Annotated in this window: 12 protein-coding genes; 5 read left to right on the top strand and 7 right to left on the bottom strand. The window is 68.8% G+C overall.

Features of this window, described 5'->3' with window-relative positions:
- Positions 1 to 2 precede the first annotated feature (2 nt).
- From bpln_RS13340 to bpln_RS13310, 7 genes are all read right to left on the bottom strand, one after another.
- A complete protein-coding gene (locus bpln_RS13340) occupies positions 3 to 725 on the bottom strand; it encodes an energy transducer TonB (protein WP_042625558.1) in 723 nt (240 codons plus the stop codon).
- Between the two features lie 219 nt (positions 726 to 944).
- A complete protein-coding gene (locus tag bpln_RS13335; protein ID WP_055139038.1) occupies positions 945 to 1,178 on the bottom strand; it encodes a (2Fe-2S)-binding protein in 234 nt (77 codons plus the stop codon).
- 186 nt (positions 1,179 to 1,364) lie between these two features.
- Positions 1,365 to 2,237 carry a glutamate racemase gene (murI, locus tag bpln_RS13330; RefSeq protein WP_055139037.1) on the bottom strand — a complete coding sequence of 291 codons (873 nt, stop codon included), beginning with the start codon at positions 2,235 to 2,237 and terminating at the stop codon, positions 1,365 to 1,367.
- 47 nt (positions 2,238 to 2,284) lie between these two features.
- Positions 2,285 to 2,761: a bacterioferritin gene (gene bfr / locus bpln_RS13325; RefSeq protein WP_042625555.1), complete on the bottom strand. Its 477-nt coding sequence runs from the start codon at positions 2,759 to 2,761 to the stop codon at positions 2,285 to 2,287.
- Between the two features lie 209 nt (positions 2,762 to 2,970).
- The gene (locus bpln_RS13320) at positions 2,971 to 4,494 is read right to left on the bottom strand and encodes a fumarate hydratase (RefSeq protein WP_042625554.1); all 1,524 of its coding nucleotides are present in this window, start codon (positions 4,492 to 4,494) and stop codon (positions 2,971 to 2,973) included.
- Between the two features lie 73 nt (positions 4,495 to 4,567).
- Positions 4,568 to 5,155 carry a TIGR00645 family protein gene (locus tag bpln_RS13315; protein WP_042625553.1) on the bottom strand — a complete coding sequence of 196 codons (588 nt, stop codon included), beginning with the start codon at positions 5,153 to 5,155 and terminating at the stop codon, positions 4,568 to 4,570.
- Positions 5,156 to 5,398: 243 nt separating this feature from the next.
- On the bottom strand, positions 5,399 to 6,298 hold the full coding sequence (locus tag bpln_RS13310) for a DMT family transporter (protein WP_042625552.1): 900 nt from the start codon (positions 6,296 to 6,298) through the stop codon (positions 5,399 to 5,401).
- 372 nt (positions 6,299 to 6,670) lie between these two features.
- Between bpln_RS13310 and acs the strand changes: the two genes are divergently transcribed.
- The 5 genes from acs (at position 6,671) to bpln_RS13285 (ending at position 17,095) form a co-directional block, all read left to right on the top strand.
- The gene (acs, locus tag bpln_RS13305; protein WP_042625551.1) at positions 6,671 to 8,653 is read left to right on the top strand and encodes an acetate--CoA ligase; all 1,983 of its coding nucleotides are present in this window, start codon (positions 6,671 to 6,673) and stop codon (positions 8,651 to 8,653) included.
- Between the two features lie 151 nt (positions 8,654 to 8,804).
- On the top strand, positions 8,805 to 9,221 hold the full coding sequence (locus bpln_RS13300; protein WP_080937218.1) for a DUF4212 domain-containing protein: 417 nt from the start codon (positions 8,805 to 8,807) through the stop codon (positions 9,219 to 9,221).
- Positions 9,218 to 11,230, top strand: coding sequence for a sodium:solute symporter family protein (locus bpln_RS13295; RefSeq protein WP_055139036.1), 2,013 nt, complete (start codon positions 9,218 to 9,220; stop codon positions 11,228 to 11,230). Before bpln_RS13300 ends, bpln_RS13295 begins: the two co-directional genes overlap by 4 nt.
- Before the next feature lie 472 nt (positions 11,231 to 11,702).
- Positions 11,703 to 13,640: a sensor histidine kinase gene (locus bpln_RS13290; RefSeq protein WP_055139035.1), complete on the top strand. Its 1,938-nt coding sequence runs from the start codon at positions 11,703 to 11,705 to the stop codon at positions 13,638 to 13,640.
- Between the two features lie 284 nt (positions 13,641 to 13,924).
- Complete coding sequence (locus bpln_RS13285; RefSeq protein WP_055139034.1) at positions 13,925 to 17,095, top strand: type VI secretion system Vgr family protein; 3,171 nt, start codon at positions 13,925 to 13,927, stop codon at positions 17,093 to 17,095.
- Positions 17,096 to 17,160: the final 65 nt, after the last annotated feature.

Genomic DNA, 17,160 nt, shown 5'->3' with positions numbered 1-17,160 from the left:
GATCAGTCGTCGTTCAGGTTGAACTTGAACGGCTGCGTGTAGGCGGCGCGCACCGGCTGGCCGTTTTCCATGTACGGCTTGCACGGCGTTGCCCGGATCGCGTCGGCCGCGGCGTCGTCCAGGCGCTGGAAGCCGCTGCTCTGCACGACCTTCACGCTTTCGATCTGGCCGCTCAGGCCGACCACGAAGCGCACGGTGGCCGTGCCGGTCTCGCCGCGCCGCTTGGACAGCGTCGGGTAATCGGGCTCGCGCACCTGGCATACCAGCTTCGGACCTTCCTTCGGCGCAACGATTTCCATCGTCGGGCGCGCCGGCGGCGGCGGGGCAGGAGGCGCGGGCGGTGCGGCCGGGGCTGGCGGCGCGGGTGGCGTCGGATCGGGGGCCTGCACGACGTTGCTCGACGGCTCGCGCGATACCGGTAGCGGCGTCGGCGTGGGCCTGACGATCGGCTTCGGCACCACCTTCGGCTTCGGCACCGGCTTGGGTGGCGGTGGAGTCGGCTTCGATTCGAGCGAAACGGGCTGGGCGACCGGGGCCGACAGCAATTGCACCGTCATCGTCGATTCGAGCTTGGGCTGCGGCAATTCATCGCGTGGCATCAACAACGCGCCGCCGATCAGCGCGGCATGTCCGAGAAGGACGATGGCGCTCGCGACGGCGATGCGACGATTGAAACGGGGAGCGACCTGCATGGAACCGGTCGGGACGGGAGTCGAAGCCTGCATGTCTGCCAGTCTAGGTGGCGGCGCGCCGGGCGCCGGCCGCGTGATCATGCATCACTTGCGGAAAATCAGCAGCGAAATGCACAAGGTGGTTACGAATCCGATCAGCAATTCCATCACAGCTCCCAGGCGGTTGGCCGTTGGCTAGCGATTGCAGGCTCGCTGACGGAATGGTCAAACGAAAACGCGGCAGTCAGCCGCGTGTGATAGCGATGTTGCCGATCAGGCCGCCTTGCGTTCGAAGAACGTGACAGGGACTGCCTGCGGGTGCGAGACGCCGCACTGGCTCTCGCAGACGCCATGCTCGGCCATCAGCTCGCGCACCGACTCCTCGCACTTGCCGCAGCAGGTAGAGACGCCGAGCTCGAACTGCAACTCGTCGAAAGACGCGACGCCCTCGGTGAGCGAGGCGCGAATCTTTCGGTCGGACACGGACTTGCACACGCAGACGATCATGATGAGCGCGATAGCTAACGTTAATGCGAATTATTATCATTATATTCGGGCGGCTTGGCAAGCCTGTCTCGCGGTTTTTTGTAACTAATCCAGGTGCTTAGCAGGGGATGGCAGGAACGTCATCGAGCCGCGGCGGACCGCCCGGCGGGAGCCGCGGCCCTGCCGGGCGCCGGGTTTGGGGCGCTTTCAGGCAGGAAGGGCGGTGGCGGTGGCGGTGGCGGCGGCGCGCGGCGACGGAATCGAAATCGTTTCGGCGGCGGCGTCGAGGCCGAGCAGCAGGGCGGCCAGCGCCTGCAGGCGGGCGCCGTCGTCGGTGGAATAGAGATGCGTCGGCTGCCGCTCGGTGCCGGCCGGCGAGCGCAGGCCGCGCTCGTCGAGCACGCGCGCGAGCTGGCGCGCGATCGCCTCGCCGGTATCAATGAGGGTCAGACGATTTTGCGTCAACTCGCGGATCGTGGCGTCGAGAAACGGGTAGTGGGTGCAGCCGAGCACCAGCGTATCGGCGCCGGCGGCGAGCATCGGCTCCAGATAGCCGGCCAGCAGCGCGCGCAGCTCGGCGGAGCCGGTGTCGCCACGCTCGATGGCCTGCACGAGCCCGTGGCCCGGCTGGCGCAGGAAGCGGCAGTCGCCGGCGTGGCGCGCGATCAGCGCCTCGAAGCGGGCGCTGCGCAGCGTCGCGGCGGTGGCCAGCACGCCGGCCACGCGGCTTTGCGAGACGAGCGTGGCCGGCTTGATGCCGGGCTCGACGCCGATCAGCGGAATCGCCAGCGCCTCGCGCACCGCGGCGATCGATTGCGCGGTGGCGGTGTTGCAGGCGACCACGAGCGCCTTCGCGCCGCGTGCGGCGAGCCATTCGCCGATCGCGAGCGTGCGCTCGATGATGAACGCGTCGTCGCGCTCGCCATACGGGGCGTAGCGCGAATCGGCCACGTAGATGAAGCCCTCGCCGGGCAAATGCGCGCGCGCGGCACGCAGGACCGACAGGCCGCCCAGCCCGGAATCGAAGATGCCGACCGGTGCGGCGGCGGAGGCTGGCGCGAAAGCGGACAGGCTGGGCATGGAGGGTGAAGCGGCGGATGGCGATCCGCCATATTACGACGCCGAACTCAGGACGGCGAGCCCATCATGGTCTGCTGGTAGTTCTGGATGCCGATCTTGCCGACCAGGTCGATCTGCGTTTCGAGCCAGTCGATGTGCTCTTCGGTGTCGTCGAGGATCTTCTGGAAGATCTCGCGCGAGACGTAGTCACGCACGGATTCGCAGTAGGCGATCGCGTCCTTGCAGGTGCCCTGCGCGATGTACTCGAGCTTCAGGTCGCACTTCAGGATTTCCTCGGTTTCCTCGCCGATCAGCAGCTTGTGCAGATCCTGCAGGTTGGGCAGGCCGTCGAGCATGAAAATGCGTTCGATCAGCCAGTCCGCATGCTTCATTTCGCCGATCGACTCGTCGTACTCGTGCTTGCCGAGTTTCTCGAGACCCCAGTGGCGATACATGCGAGCATGCAGGAAATACTGATTAATCGCGGTGAGTTCATTCTTCAACTGCGCGTTGAGAAATTCGATAACTTTCTTGTCGCCTTGCATGACCGTTCCGTCCTTGTATCGTGGTGTTCCGGACACGAAAGATAAACGCTCGAACCGCAAAAGCCAAGCCAAAATTATTGGAAAATCAAAGATTTCCGCGTTAATGAGAATGATTAAGAGTAAAACAGGCCGGATCGAAATCCGGCCTGAAAATCATTCTTATTCAGCTGGCAATGATATTGGCGATAATGTCTCGCTCGGCGTCTGGCTCACGCGGTGGCGACCGGAATCTTGCCGATCCTGGCCTGCCATTCCTTCGGGCCGGTCTGATGCACCGAGGTGCCCGACGAATCGACCGCGACCGTCACCGGCATGTCGACCACGTCGAACTCGTAGATCGCTTCCATGCCGAGATCCTCGAACGCCAGCACCTTGGCGCTGCGGATCGCCTTCGACACCAGGTAGGCGGCGCCGCCGACGGCCATCAGGTAGGCCGCCTTGTGCTTCTTGATCGCCTCGATCGCCACGGGGCCGCGCTCGGCCTTGCCGACCATCGAGATCAGGCCGGTCTGCGCCAGCATGGTCTCGGTGAACTTGTCCATGCGGGTGGCCGTGGTCGGGCCGGCGGGGCCGACTGCCTCGTCGCGTACCGGATCGACCGGGCCGACGTAGTAGATCACGCGGTTCGTGAAGTCGACCGGCAGCGACTCGCCCTTGGCGAGCATGTCGGCGATGCGCTTGTGCGCGGCGTCGCGGCCCGTGAGCATCTTGCCCGACAGCAGCAGCGTCTGGCCCGGCGCCCAGCTCGCCACTTCCTGCGGCGTCAGCGTGTTCAGGTCGACGCGCTTGCTGGTCTCGGTGTTCGGCTCCCACTGCACCTTCGGCCAGGCGTCGAGCGGCGGCGGGTCGAGGCGCGCCACGCCCGAGCCGTCGAGCGTGAAGTGCGCATGGCGGGTGGCCGCGCAGTTCGGGATCATTGCGACGGGCTTCGAGGCCGCGTGCGTCGGGGCGGCCAGGATCTTGACGTCGAGCACGGTGGCGAGGCCGCCCAGGCCCTGCGCGCCGATGCCGAGCGCGTTGACCTTTTCATACAGCTCGACGCGCAGTTCCTCGGCCCAATCCTTCGGGCCGCGCTTGATGACGTCCTGGATGTCGATCGCGTCCATCAGCGATTCCTTGGCCATCAGCATCGCCTTCTCGGCGGTGCCGCCGATGCCGATCCCGAGCATGCCCGGCGGGCACCAGCCGGCGCCCATCGTCGGCACGGTCTTGAGCACCCAGTCGACGATCGAGTCGGACGGGTTCAGCATCACGAACTTCGACTTGTTCTCGGAGCCGCCGCCCTTGGCCGCGACCTGCACGTCGACCTTGTCGCCCGGCACGATCTCATAGTGGATCACGGCCGGCGTGTTGTCCCTGGTGTTCTTGCGGGCGCCTTCGGGCGGGTTGACGATCGAGGCGCGCAGCACGTTGTCGGGATGCGTATAGCCGCGGCGCACGCCCTCGTTGATCATGTCGGTCACGCTCATCGTCGCGCCGTCCCAGCGCACGTCCATGCCGACCTTCACGAAGATCGTCACGATCCCGGTGTCCTGGCAGATCGGCCGGCGGCCTTCGGCGCACATCCGGCTGTTGGTCAGGATCTGCGCGATCGCGTCCTTCGCGGCCGGGCTCTGTTCGGCCTCGTAGGCGCGGCCGAGCGCCTCGATGTAGTCGAGCGGATGGTAATAGCTGATGTACTGGAGCGAATCCGCGACGCTCTGGATCAGGTCTTCCTGTTTGATGACGGTCATGGCTGTGACTCAGTGGGGACTGTTCATGTAAAAAATCATCGGGCCGGTCTGGTGCCAGCCCTTGCCGGCGTTTTCAGGCCGGCTCGCGAGGCGCGTGCGGCACCTCGTCGAAATGCTTCGGATGGGTATGCGTCGTGAGGCGGTCGACCCACGCCATCACGAGCGCCGACACCAGGAACGACAGGTGGATCAGCACCTGCCACATGATGGCGTGCTGCGAATGCTGGTCCGGGTCGATGAAGGTTTTCAGCAGATGAATCGACGAAATGCTGATCAGCGCCATCGACAGTTTCACTTTCAGCACGCCGGCGTTCACGTGGTCGAGCCACTCGGGCTCGTCGGGGTGGCCCTCCACGCCGAGGCGCGAGACGAAGGTTTCGTAGCCGCCCACGATCACCATGATCAGCAGGTTCGAGATCATCACCACGTCGATCAGCCCCAGCACGGCCAGCATCACGTTGGTCTCGTCGAGCGAGGTCGCGTGCGAGAGCAGGTGCCAGACTTCCTTCAGGAACAGGTAGACGTAGATGCCCTGCGCGACGATCAGGCCCAGATAGAGCGGCACCTGCAGCCAGCGGCTCATGAAAATGAGGGACGGGAGCGGCCTCATCTTGCGGCGGCGAACGGGCGAGGCATGCGGATCGGTCTGCGGAGCGGACATGGTCGGGCGGCTTGGAGCGCTTGTGTCTGGGGGGACGTGCCGGAAAGGCGCGCTATTGTAACGTGCCCGCCGGGCGGACGGCATCGGCGCGCCCGGCCGGCTGCGGGCGGCGCCTGGTGTGGCATTGGCGGATGCGCGGCCGATGTCGGTCGCGGCGGCGCGCGTGGCCGCTGCGTGAGCGAGGGTGAGGGCGGGCGGTGACGAAGCGCGTGGCCGGCGCTTGCCTGGCCGCGGGCCGCGCGTTCAGGACAGCGGGTTCGGCGTGCGGCGCGGCTTCAGGCTCGCGAGCAGGATGCCGGTGACGACGCAGGCCAGCGCGAAGCCGTGCGCGAGCGTCGGACGCTCGCCCAGGAAGGCGATTCCGTAGATCGCGGCCGAGATCGGCAGTACCGCGCTGAACACGCCGGCGAGGCTGCCCGGTACATGCCGGATGCCGATCATCCACAGCGTGAACGAAAAGATGCTGGCGGCGAGCGCGTACCAGACGACGAGCGCCCAGGTGCCGGCCGGCACCGCCGCGTAGTCGAAATGCGGCAGTGCCAGCAACCCGAGCGGCAGCATCAGCAGCATGCCGAACAGGTGCGTGTAGGCGCAGATGTCGAGCGCGCGCAGCGTCCTGGTGAGCCGGCGCGACAGGATCACGTAGAACGATTCGCAGCACACCGCGCCGAGGATCAGCAGGTTGCCGGCGAGCGAGCCGGGCGTCGCGCCGGCCGGCTGGCCCTGGCCGTGGACCACGTTGATGGTGACCACGCCGACGATGGCGAGCGCGATCGAGAGCAGCGCGCGACCGTCGGGGCGCTCGCGCAGGAACAGCCACGCGAACAGCGCGACCACGGCGGGGATGGTGCTGGTGATCACGCCGGCCGCCACCGCGCTGGTGCGCTGCACGCCGTTGAGCATCAGCAGCGTGAACAGGAACGTGCCGAACAGCGCCTGCAGGAACAGGTTCAGCCATTCGGCGCGGCTCACGGCGCGCATCTTCGAGGGCCGCCAGAGCGGCCAGAGCACCGCGTTGGCGATCACGAAGCGCAGCGTGGCGAGAATGGCGACGGGCATCGCCACGACAATGGACTTGCCGACACCGACGTTGCTGCCGACGAGCAGCATCGACAGAATCAGAAAGAGAGCGTAGCGATTCAAGCTGGAATCCGGGCGTTGAGTTCAGTTAGCATTGTAGCGACCCGCGCGGCGCCGGCCCCCCGGCGCGGCGGGCGTGCCGGCCGGTGTGCTCGAGGATGCGTAAGTGACGGGTAAGTTGCGCAGCTTATCGTGTCTGACGCGCCCGCGGATGCCGCTTCATGTGGCGTCGCAGCATGGCGGCGGGCGCTTGCCAGGCGCGGAGCCCGCCGCGCGGCACGCAACAGAAAGAGACAGCAGCACAAGATGCGCCGCCCGCCGCGATGCCGGCCGCGGCGCTTTCAGGAGGCACGGCGCACGCTTCATCGCGCCGTGTGCGGTGCGCGATCCGCGCGCCGTCATGCAGTGAGTTTCACCTTCATCAAGGGGTAGTCGATGTCTGCGATTGAATCGGTTCTGCACGAACGCCGTCAGTTTGCTCCGCCCGCCAGCGTCGAACAGGCGGCCAACATTTCCGGCATGGACGCGTACCGCGCGCTGGTCGACGAGGCCGGCCGCGATTACGAAGGCTTCTGGGCGCGTCTCGCGCGCGAGTCGCTCGACTGGCACAAGCCGTTCTCGACCGTGCTCGACGAGTCGAACGCGCCGTTCTACAAGTGGTTCGAGGACGGCGAACTGAACGCCTCCTACAACTGTCTCGACCGCCACGTGGCAGCCGGCCGCGGCGAGCGCGTCGCCGTGATCTTCGAGGCCGACGACGGCGCTGTCACGCGCGTCACCTACACCGAACTGCTGGCGCGCGTGTGCCGCCTCGCCAACGCGCTGAAGGCGCGCGGCATCGGCCGCGGCGACCGCGTGATCATCTACATCCCGATGTCGATCGAGGGCATCGTCGCGATGCAGGCCTGCGCGCGGATCGGCGCGACGCACTCGGTGGTGTTCGGCGGCTTCTCGGCGAAGTCGCTCAACGAGCGGCTGGTGGACGTGGGCGCCTGCGCGCTGATCACGGCCGACGAGCAGCTGCGCGGCGGCAAGACGCTGCCGATCAAGAGCATCGCCGACGACGCGATCGCGCTGGGCGGCTGCGAGGCCGTGAAGAGCGTGATCGTGTATCGCCGCACGGGCGGCGAGGTCGCCTGGCACGAAGGCCGCGACCTGTGGATGGACGAGATCACCGCGGACCAGCCCGACACCTGCGAGCCGGAATGGGTCGGCGCCGAGCATCCGCTGTTCATCCTCTACACCTCGGGCTCGACCGGCAAGCCGAAGGGCCTGCAGCACAGCACCGGCGGCTACCTGCTGTGGGCCGCGCTGACGATGGACTGGACCTTCGACCGCAAGCCGGACGACGTGTTCTGGTGTACCGCCGACATCGGCTGGATCACCGGTCACACCTACATCACCTACGGGCCGCTCGCGACCTGCTCGACGCAGGTGGTGTTCGAGGGCGTGCCGACCTATCCGAACGCGGGCCGCTTCTGGAAGATGGTGGCCGACCACAAGGTCACCGTGTTCTACACGGCACCCACCGCGATCCGCTCGCTGATCAAGGCCTCGGGCGCCGACGAGGCGGCCCATCCGTCGCGCTACGACCTGTCGAGCCTGCGCATCATCGGCACGGTCGGCGAGCCGATCAATCCCGAATCGTGGATGTGGTATCACAAGAACGTCGGCGGCGAGCGCTGCCCGATCGTCGACACCTGGTTCCAGACCGAAACCGGGGGCCACATGATCACGCCGCTGCCGGGCGCCACGCCGACCGTGCCAGGTTCCTGCACGCTGGGGCTGCCGGGCATCATGGCGGCGGTGGTCGACGAGACCGGCCAGGACGTGCCGAACGGGCAGGGCGGGATCCTCGTGATCAAGCGGCCGTGGCCCGCGATGGCGCGCACCATTTGGGGCGACCCCGACCGGTTCCGCAAGAGCTACTTCCCCGACGAACTGGGCGGGCGGCTCTATCTGGCCGGCGACGGCACGGTGCGCGACCGGGACACCGGCTACTTCACCATCATGGGCCGCATCGACGACGTGCTGAACGTGTCGGGGCACCGGCTCGGCACGATGGAGATCGAATCGGCGCTGGTCTCGCACGAACTGGTGGCCGAGGCGGCCGTGGTGGGCCGCCCCGACGACATGACGGGCGAGGCGGTGGTCGCGTTCGTGGTGCTCAAGCGCACGCGTCCGGAAGGCGAGGAGGCGCAGCAGATCGCGAAGACGCTGCGCGACTGGGTGGGCAAGGAGATCGGCCCGATCGCGAAGCCCAAGGACATCCGCTTCGGCGACAACCTGCCCAAGACGCGCTCCGGCAAGATCATGCGGCGCCTGCTGCGCTCGCTGGCCAAGGGCGAGGCGGTCACGCAGGACACCTCGACGCTGGAGAACCCGGCGATCCTCGAGCAGCTCGCCGAAGTGCGCTGAGCGGGCCGGTGCCGCGCTCAGCGGGCGTGGCACCGCTCGCCCGGCGGCGCGCCCCTGCGCGGCAATCCCGATTGCCCGCGCGGGGGCTTTTTTGTTAGATAAGCGGATGCCCGCTCCCACTCGCTCCCGCCCGGCGTCGACGGCCGCCTCGATGCCGACCTCGACCTCCTCGCACCGCATCGCGCCGCCGCCCGTGCCGGACGAGCTGGCGCGCGCGCACGCGCGCTACTGGCGCTTCAATCTCGCGCTGATCGCGGTGCTGATGACGATCGGCTTCGCGGTGTCGTTCCTCGTGCCGTTCTTCGCGCCGGCGCTCGCCGTGCTGCGCTTCGCCGGCTTCAGCCTGCCGTTCTACCTCGGCGCGCAGGGCGCGATCCTCGTCTACCTGTTGCTGATCGCCGTCTACGTGGTGCTGATGCAGCGCGCCGACCGCGCGCTGCGCCGCGCCTATGCGGCCTACGCCGCGCATGCTTCGCCCGCTGCCGGGCGCGGCGGCGAGCCCCGCGGTGCGCCCGGCAACGCAGCCGACGGCGTACCCGGCAGCGGCCCGACGGGCGGCGGCCGATGACGCACCGGCTGATTCGCGCCTACGCCTGCTACACGTTCGGCTTCCTCGCCTTCGTGCTGCTGCTCTGGCGCATTGAGCGCACCACCGGCCCCGGCGTCTGGATCGGCTATGTGTTCCTGTTCGTGCCGATCGCCGTCTACGCGGTGATCGGGCTGCTTTCGCGCACCTCGGACCTGGTCGAATACTACGTGGCCGGGCGGCGCGTGCCGTCGGCGTTCAACGGCATGGCGACCGCCGCGGACTGGCTGTCGGCCGCCTCGTTCATCGGTCTCGCGGGCTCGCTCTACGCCACCGGCTACGACGCGCTGGCCTACCTGATGGGCTGGACCGGCGGCTTCTGCCTGGTCGCGTTCCTGCTGGCCCCCTACGTGCGCAAGCTCGCGCGCTACACGATTCCCGATTTCCTCGGCACACGCTATTCGAGCACGCTGGTGCGCGCGCTCGCGGCGGGTGCGGCGATCCTCTGCTCGTTCGTCTATCTGGTCGCGCAGATCCAGGGCATCGGGCTGATCGCGACGCGCTTCATCGGCGTCGATTTCGCGATCGGGATCTTCTGCGGGCTCGCGGGGATCCTGGTCTGCTCGTTCCTGGGCGGGATGCGCGCGGTGACCTGGACCCAGGTCGCGCAGTACGTGATCCTGATCAGCGCGTTCCTGATCCCGGTGTCGATGATCGCGTGGAAGAACGGGCTCGGGCCGCTGCCGCAGGCCAGCTACGGGCACCTGATGGCGCGCGTCGAGGCGCTCGAGGCGAAGGTCCGCGCCTCGCCCGACGAGCGCGCGGTGCGCGAGGCGTTCCGGCACCGCGCGGCGGCGCTGCAGGCTCGCATCGACGGGCTGCCGGCCTCGTATGCCGAGGCGCGCGCGCATCTCGCCGACGAGCTGAACGCGCTGCGCCGCCGCAACGGCCCGCTGCGCGAGATCAGCCAGCGCGAGCGCGAGCTGGCGGCGTTCCCGCGCGACCCGGCGGCCGCGCGCGTGATGTGGGAGCAGGCGCGCGACGAGCTGCTCGCGCGCGCGGCCGAACCGCTGCCGATGCACGTGCCGTTCCCCGCCGCGAGCGACGACGAGCAGCGCCCGCGCGAACGCAACTTCCTCGCGCTGCTGCTGTGCCTGTCGCTCGGCACGGCGAGCCTGCCGCACATCCTCACGCGCTACAACACCACCACCTCGGTGGCCTCCGCGCGGCGCTCGGTCGGCTGGACGCTGTTCTTCATCGCGCTGTTCTACCTGACCGTGCCGGTGCTCGCGGTGCTGATCAAGTTCGAGATTCTCGCGCATCTGGTGGGCCAGCCGTTCGCGGCGCTGCCGCCGTGGGTCACGCAGTGGCAGCATTCCGAGCCGGGCCTGATCGGCGTGGTGGACGTGATCCGCGATGGCGTGGTCCACTGGTCCGACATCCAGATGCAGCCCGACATCGTGGTGCTGGCCGCGCCCGAGATCGCCGGGCTGCCCTACGTGATGTCGGGGCTGGTGGCGGCGGGCGCGCTGGCCGCCGCGCTGTCGACGGCCGACGGGCTGCTGCTGACGATCGCCAACGCGCTCTCGCACGACGTCTACTATCACATGGTGGCGCCCGACGCGACGGCCCAGCGCCGCGTGACGATCTCGAAGGTGCTGCTGCTCGGCGTCGCGCTGCTCGCGTCCTACGTCGCGTCGCTGAACACCGGCAAGATCCTGTTCCTGGTCGGCGCGGCGTTCTCGCTGGCCGCCTCGAGCTTCTTTCCGGTGCTGGTGCTCGCGGTGTTCTGGAAACGCACCACCACGCGCGGCGCGGTGGCCGGCATGGTCGCCGGGCTCGGCGTGTGCGTCTACTACATCCTCTCGACCTATCCGCTGTTCACGCAGCTGACCGGTTTCGCCGGGCCGACCTGGTTCGGCATCGAGCCGATCAGCTCGGGCGTGTTCGGCGTGCCGGCCGGTTTCGCGGCCGCGATCGGCGTGAGCCTGCTGGACCGGCGGCCCGACGCCTACACCCGCGCGCTGGTCGACTACATCCGGCATCCATGACGGGTGGCGCGCTGGTCCCCCGGGCGGGCCGTGATTGCCAAACGAACCCCGGCGCGGCAGGATGGATGACACCCCGGCGGGGCAGGCCGCGGTGGCGGCGTCGGGCCGAACCGGGCCGCGCCGGCTGCATCGGGCCGCGCACCGGTCCGGGTTCGGGCGCCGATGCCGGTGCGGCCGTGATGGCGAGCCCGGCTCGGGTCGCATCGAGCCGCCGGTTGGTGCCTGCCCAGCCGGTCGATCCGCAATTCGCCGAGCGCTTCATGAACGAGCTGACCGAAAACGACAGGAAGGTGCCGCCGCGGCGCCGCCGCGTGGCGCGCGGACGGCGTGCCGGCGCCGCACGGGTTGGCGTGCCGGTCGGCGTGATGACCGGCGCGCGGCGCGCGCGCCCGGGCCTTCCGGCGCCTGGCGCTCGCGGCCGTCGCCGCTGCGCGACCGGCCCGGCCCGCCCGGTTCGTCGGGGGACGGCGTCATGCCCGGCTCGCGGCTGCTGAAGTGGTCCCGGACGAAGGCGATACGGCGCCTCGGCACCTACCAGAAGATCCGCATCGGATTCCTGATCGTCGCGGCGATCATCGCGCTGCTGTGCGCCACGATCATCGCCGGCAACGTCGACCGGTTCCGCAAGAGCAGCGGCGACCTGCAGGGCTTCGAGCTGGCGCGCAGCGCGATGGTGGCGGCCAGCATCGTGTCGAGCGAGCGCGGGCCGATGAACAACCTGCTGGTCAACCTGCTGCCCGACGACGCGCGCGAGCGCTACGAACTGGCGGTGGCGCGAGCCGCCTCCGACCAGGCACTGGCGCGCTTTCGCACGCTCGCCGCGCAGCAGGGCGCGCGCGGCGACGAGCAGGCGGCACGCGCGCCGGCGATCATCGACGCGGTCGGCCTGCGGCTCGCGCGGGCGCGCCGCGAGGTCGACGCGCTGGCCGCGCGCGCGCCCGCGCAACGCGAGGCGGCGCAACTGCGGCACCTGCAGACCGAAATGTTCGCCGTCGTCGATGCGCTGATGCCGCTGACCGACGATCTGCTGATCCGCCTCACGCGCAACAATCCCGGCGTGGCGGGGGCGGTGATCCTGGCGCGCCAGGCCGGCGATCTGCGCGAATATTCCGGGCGGCTCGGCTCGAAGCTGGTCGCCGCGCTGTTCGCGCGGCAGCCGCTCGCCGATCAGCCGTTGCTGGAGATCGCGCACCTCAGCGGCCAGATCGACGAACTGCGCGCGATGATCATCAGCACCGTCAAGCCCTATCTCGACGATGCCCCGCTCGCGCGCGACTTCCGCGAGCTGCGCGGCTCGATCGGCGGCGGGCTGATGCCGCTCGCCGCTTCGATCGTCGCACGGGGCCGCGACGGCATCTACGGGATGAGCGCGGCCGACTTCTCGCGGCAGGCGGTGCTGTATTTGCGTGCCTCCGAGCTGCTGCGCGACCGCGCGATGGCGATCGCCAGCCGCGAGGCGGTGGCGTCACGCGACCTCGCGCGGGCCAGGGTGGTGGTGTCGGTGGCCATGACGCTGCTGAGCTTCGTGATCCTGCTGGTGTTCGCGCGCGACGCGCGCAACGCGCTGCTCAAGCCGCTCGACGTGCTCGGCAAGCGCATCGCCGCGCTCGGCGACGGCGACAGCGTCTCGGTGATCCGCCCGCCCGCCGCGGCCGGCCCCGAACTCGTGCGCGTGTACCGCGCGTTCGAGATGCTGCGCGAGGCCCAGGCGCGCCGCGAAGTGCTGGAGCGCCAGCGTAGCGACATGCTGATGCTGTTCTCGCACGACATGCGCGCGCCGCTGACCTCGCTGATCATGCTCGCCGGCACGACCGGGTCCGCGACCGGGGACGACGCACGGCAGCGGCTGGAGAAAGTGGAAAAGCTCGCGCGCCACACGCTCGCGATGGCCGACGGCTTCGTGCAGGTGTCGCGCGCGGAGGCCAGCGAATTCGAATCGATCCCGGTCAATCTCAGCGATCTGCTCAACGAGGCGCGCGACACGATCTGGCCGGTCGCGCGCGATAAGCAGATCGAAATCGACGACGTGCCGCGCCGCGACGACGCGATGGTCCACGGCGACCCCGCATTGCTGTCGCGGGCCCTGATCAACCTGTTGAGCAATGCGGTGAAATACACCACGCCGCATACCCGCGTCGAATGCGCGGTGGAAATCATCGACAATCGCGCGGCGGTGCGCTGCACGATTCGCGATCACGGTTATGGCATCGACGCTGAAGCGCAGCGGCATTTGTTCGAGCGTTATCGGCGCTTTCGCCTGGAAGGCCAGCCGGAAACCAGCGGCGTCGGACTCGGGCTGGCCTTCGTGAAGGCGGTAATCACGCGCCACCGCGGCGAGATCTGGGTGCAAAGCGCCGCGTGGCAGGGCACCACCGTCACGATCACGCTGCCGGCGGCTCGCGAGGCCTGACCGGGCGCCGCCGCGCCGAGGTTTGCGGCTCGCGGCGCCGGTATTAAATGCCGAACAACGGTAACTCGATTGAAAATGTTTCCGATTTTCCAATTAGCAACGGGAAAATCGAGGCCTTCCTCGGTTTCAATCGAAAGCAAACTCGTTAAATTTTGCGAGGATTACCGGCGCATTGCCATTCTGTTGTAAATTTCATGTTTTGTAATAATCCGCAGGGCGCCGGAGCCGTTCGATTGCCGCGCGGATCGTCGCGCATACGAAGAGAAAGACCACGTGATCCGCGTATGAATCTCGACCAATTGACTCAGGCCATTCAGGGGGGGCTGATTCAGCAAGATCGATTGCTGAAGGCCGATATCCCGGCGTTACCCGACAACACGCTGATTCCGCGCCGCGCGCTCACGCACGCCGAGCTCGGCCGCGACTATTCGGTCACGCTCGATCTCGTCTCGAGCGCGGGCGACGTCGAGCTGAAGACGCTGATCGCGCAGCCGGTCACGCTGTGGATCCGCCAGGCCGACCAGTCCTACCTGCCGACCCACGGCTACATCCATACCGCGCGCCGGCTCGGCGCCGACGGCAGCCTCAGCACCTACCAGGTGACGTTCGCGTCGTGGATGCACTTCCTGCGCTTTCGCAGCGACATGCGGATCTGGCAGGACCAGCCGGCCGACCAGATCGTCACCGACGTGTTCAACGCCCATCCGCAGGCGCAGGGGCAGTTCCTGTTCCAGCTGTCGAAGCCGCTGCCGCCGCGCTCGTACTGCCGGCAGAGCGAGACGGACTGGCAATTCGTGCATCGGCTGCTCGAATCGGAGGGGCTGTTCGGCTTCTGGCGCTTCGCGCAGGACGGCAAATCGCACACGCTGGTGATCACCGACGATCTCCATTCGCTCGACAAGCTGGTGCCGGACACGCTCACGTTCTGGCGCGCGGGCGCCGCCAGCGAGGCGAACGCGCTGACCCAGTGGTCGGGCTCGCGCACGCTGCAAAGCGTCACGCACACCACGCGCACGTTCGACTACAAGGCGCCCGCGCCGGCCGCGAACCCGAAGGGCACGACGCTGCCCACGCGCGCCGACCAGGGCGACCTGCCTTCGCAGCTCGAGGTCTATCACTACACGGGCGCCTACACCTACCTCGACCAGGATCGCGGCGATCACCTCTCGCAGCTGAAGCTCGAGGAGTGGGAATCGCGCGCCAAGCGCTTCCACGGCGCGGGCGGCGTGTACGGGATCGACGCGGGGCGGCGCTTCACGCTCGCCGACCATCCGGTTCACGATCGCGACGCGGCCGGCGAGCGCGAGTTCGCGACGATCCGCGTCACGCGCTACATCGAGAACAATCTGCCGCTGTCGGACCACGAGACCAGCTTCCCGCACAGCCTGAAAGCGCGCATCGACGCCGCGAAGGCGGCCAACCGCGGCGCCGCGAACACGGTCGGCCATGCCGACGGCAGCGAGGGCTTCTTCGTCGCCGAGCTCGAGGCGCAGCGCATGACGGTGCCGTACCGCAGCCCGTTCGAGCACGACAAGCCCGAGATGCATCTGGAGACGGCGATCGTGGTCGGGCCGTCGGGCGAGGAGGTCTATACCGACGAGCTCAACCGCGTGAAGGTGCGCTTCGTCTGGGACCGCCTCAACGACGGTGACGAGCGCGCCTCGTGCTGGATGCGCGTGGCGCAGTCCGACACGGGCGGCGGCTACGGCGGCGTTCACATGCCGCGCGTGGGCGAGGAAGTGATCGTCGGCCATGTGGGCGGCGACTGCGACCGGCCGATCGTGCTGCACCGCGTTTATAACGGCGCGGTCAAGCCGCAGTGGCACAGCAACGGCATCCTGTCCGGCCATCGCTCGAAGGAATACGGCGGCAGCGGCTACAACCAGATGGTGATGGACGACGCGACCGGCCAGAACCGCGTCCAGCTGATGAGCAGCAGCGCCAACAGCCTGCTGCATCTGGGCTACCTGATCGACCAGAGCGGCAATTCGCGCGGCGCCTACCTCGGCAGCGGCTTCGACCTGCGCACCGACGACTACGGCGCGGTGCGCGCGAGCCAGGGCCTGTACGTGACGACCTATCCGAAGGCCGCCGGCAGCCAGCCGCTCGACGTGAAGGAGACCCAGCAGCAGCTGGTGAACGCCGAGAGCGTGGTCGAGGCGATGTCGGAGGCGAGCGTCCAGCACCAGGCCGAAAGCCTGCAGGACGCGCACGACGCGATGCGCGCGCTGACCGACGCGACGCAGAACACCGTGACGGGCGCCGCCGCCTCGGGCGGCAACACCGCGGGCGGCGGCACCGGCAGCGCCAACGCGTTCCAGCAGCCGGTGATGGTGTTCGGCAGTCCGGCCGCGATCGGGCTGTCGTCGCAGCAGTCGATCCACGTGTCGGCCTCGCAGCACGTGAACCTGGTGAGCGGCGAGAGCACCCACATCGCGGCCGGCAAGTCGCTGCTGGCGAGCGTCGGCGAGAAGCTGAGCCTGTTCGTGCAGAACGCGGGCATGAAGCTGTTCGCGGCCAAGGGCAAGGTCGAGATCCAGGCGCAGTCGGACAACATCGAGATGACCGCGCAGAAGGGCGTGAAGATCGTGTCCTCGACCGAGCGGATCGAAATCGCGGCCGATCAGGGCATCCTGCTGACGAGCGGCGGCGCCTATATCCGCATCGCCGGCGGCAACATCGAGATCCACGCGCCGGGCAGGATCGACGTGAAGGGCGCCTCGCACGTGTTCGCCGGGCCGGCCAGCATGGGCTATCCGCTGCCGTCGCCGCGTCCCGACCAGCCGGGCCAGCTCGAGCTGCTGCACCGGTACGCGAACGGCGAGGCCGTGAAGGGCGGGCAGTTCTCGGTACTCGACGCGAACGGCGGCGTGCTGCGCCAGGGCGCGCTCGACGCGAGCGGCAAGACCGTGGTGAGCGGCCTGCCGGCCGGCGCCGCGCAGGTGCAGTTCGGCGAGGATCCGCGCAACCAGTACGACCCGGCGAGCGTGTTCAAGTCCGCCGCGTGGCCCGCGAAGCCCGCGCAGGGCGGCGATGCGGCGGCCACCGCGATGTCGCAGCTCGGCGGGCTGCTGCCGGGCGCGACGGCGGGCGGCGCGGCCGGTGCCGGCGGTGTTGGCGGTGCCGCGAGCGGCCTGGGCGGCCTGGGCGGTGCCGCGTCGGGGCTGGCCGGCGCGGCCGGCGGTTCGTCGCTGGCCTCGGGCGCGATGTCGGCCGTCTCGGGCGCCTCGAAGCTCGCGGGTCTGGCCGGGCAGGTGGCGAACGGCGGCGCGGCGCAGGCGCTGTCGGGCCAGGCGCTCGGGCTCGCGCAGGGCGCCGCCATGAAGGCGCTGCCGGCCGGCGCCGGCGGCGCGCTCGCCCAGGCGAGCCAGCTCGGCGCGGCCGCCAGGCAGGTCAGCACGCTCGCGCAGGGCGCGCGCGGCGCCGTCGGCACACTGGGCTCGCTCAAGGCGTAGCGGGCGCAGCCCGCTTTCTCGCATTCGTCGTCAACGCCGGCCGGGGCGAATCCCGGGCGGCTTCT

Origin of the sequence: Burkholderia plantarii, assembly GCF_001411805.1 — a bacterium.
Classification (GTDB): Bacteria; Pseudomonadota; Gammaproteobacteria; order Burkholderiales; family Burkholderiaceae; genus Burkholderia; species Burkholderia plantarii.
This window is presented reverse-complemented; position numbering and strand designations above follow the sequence as displayed.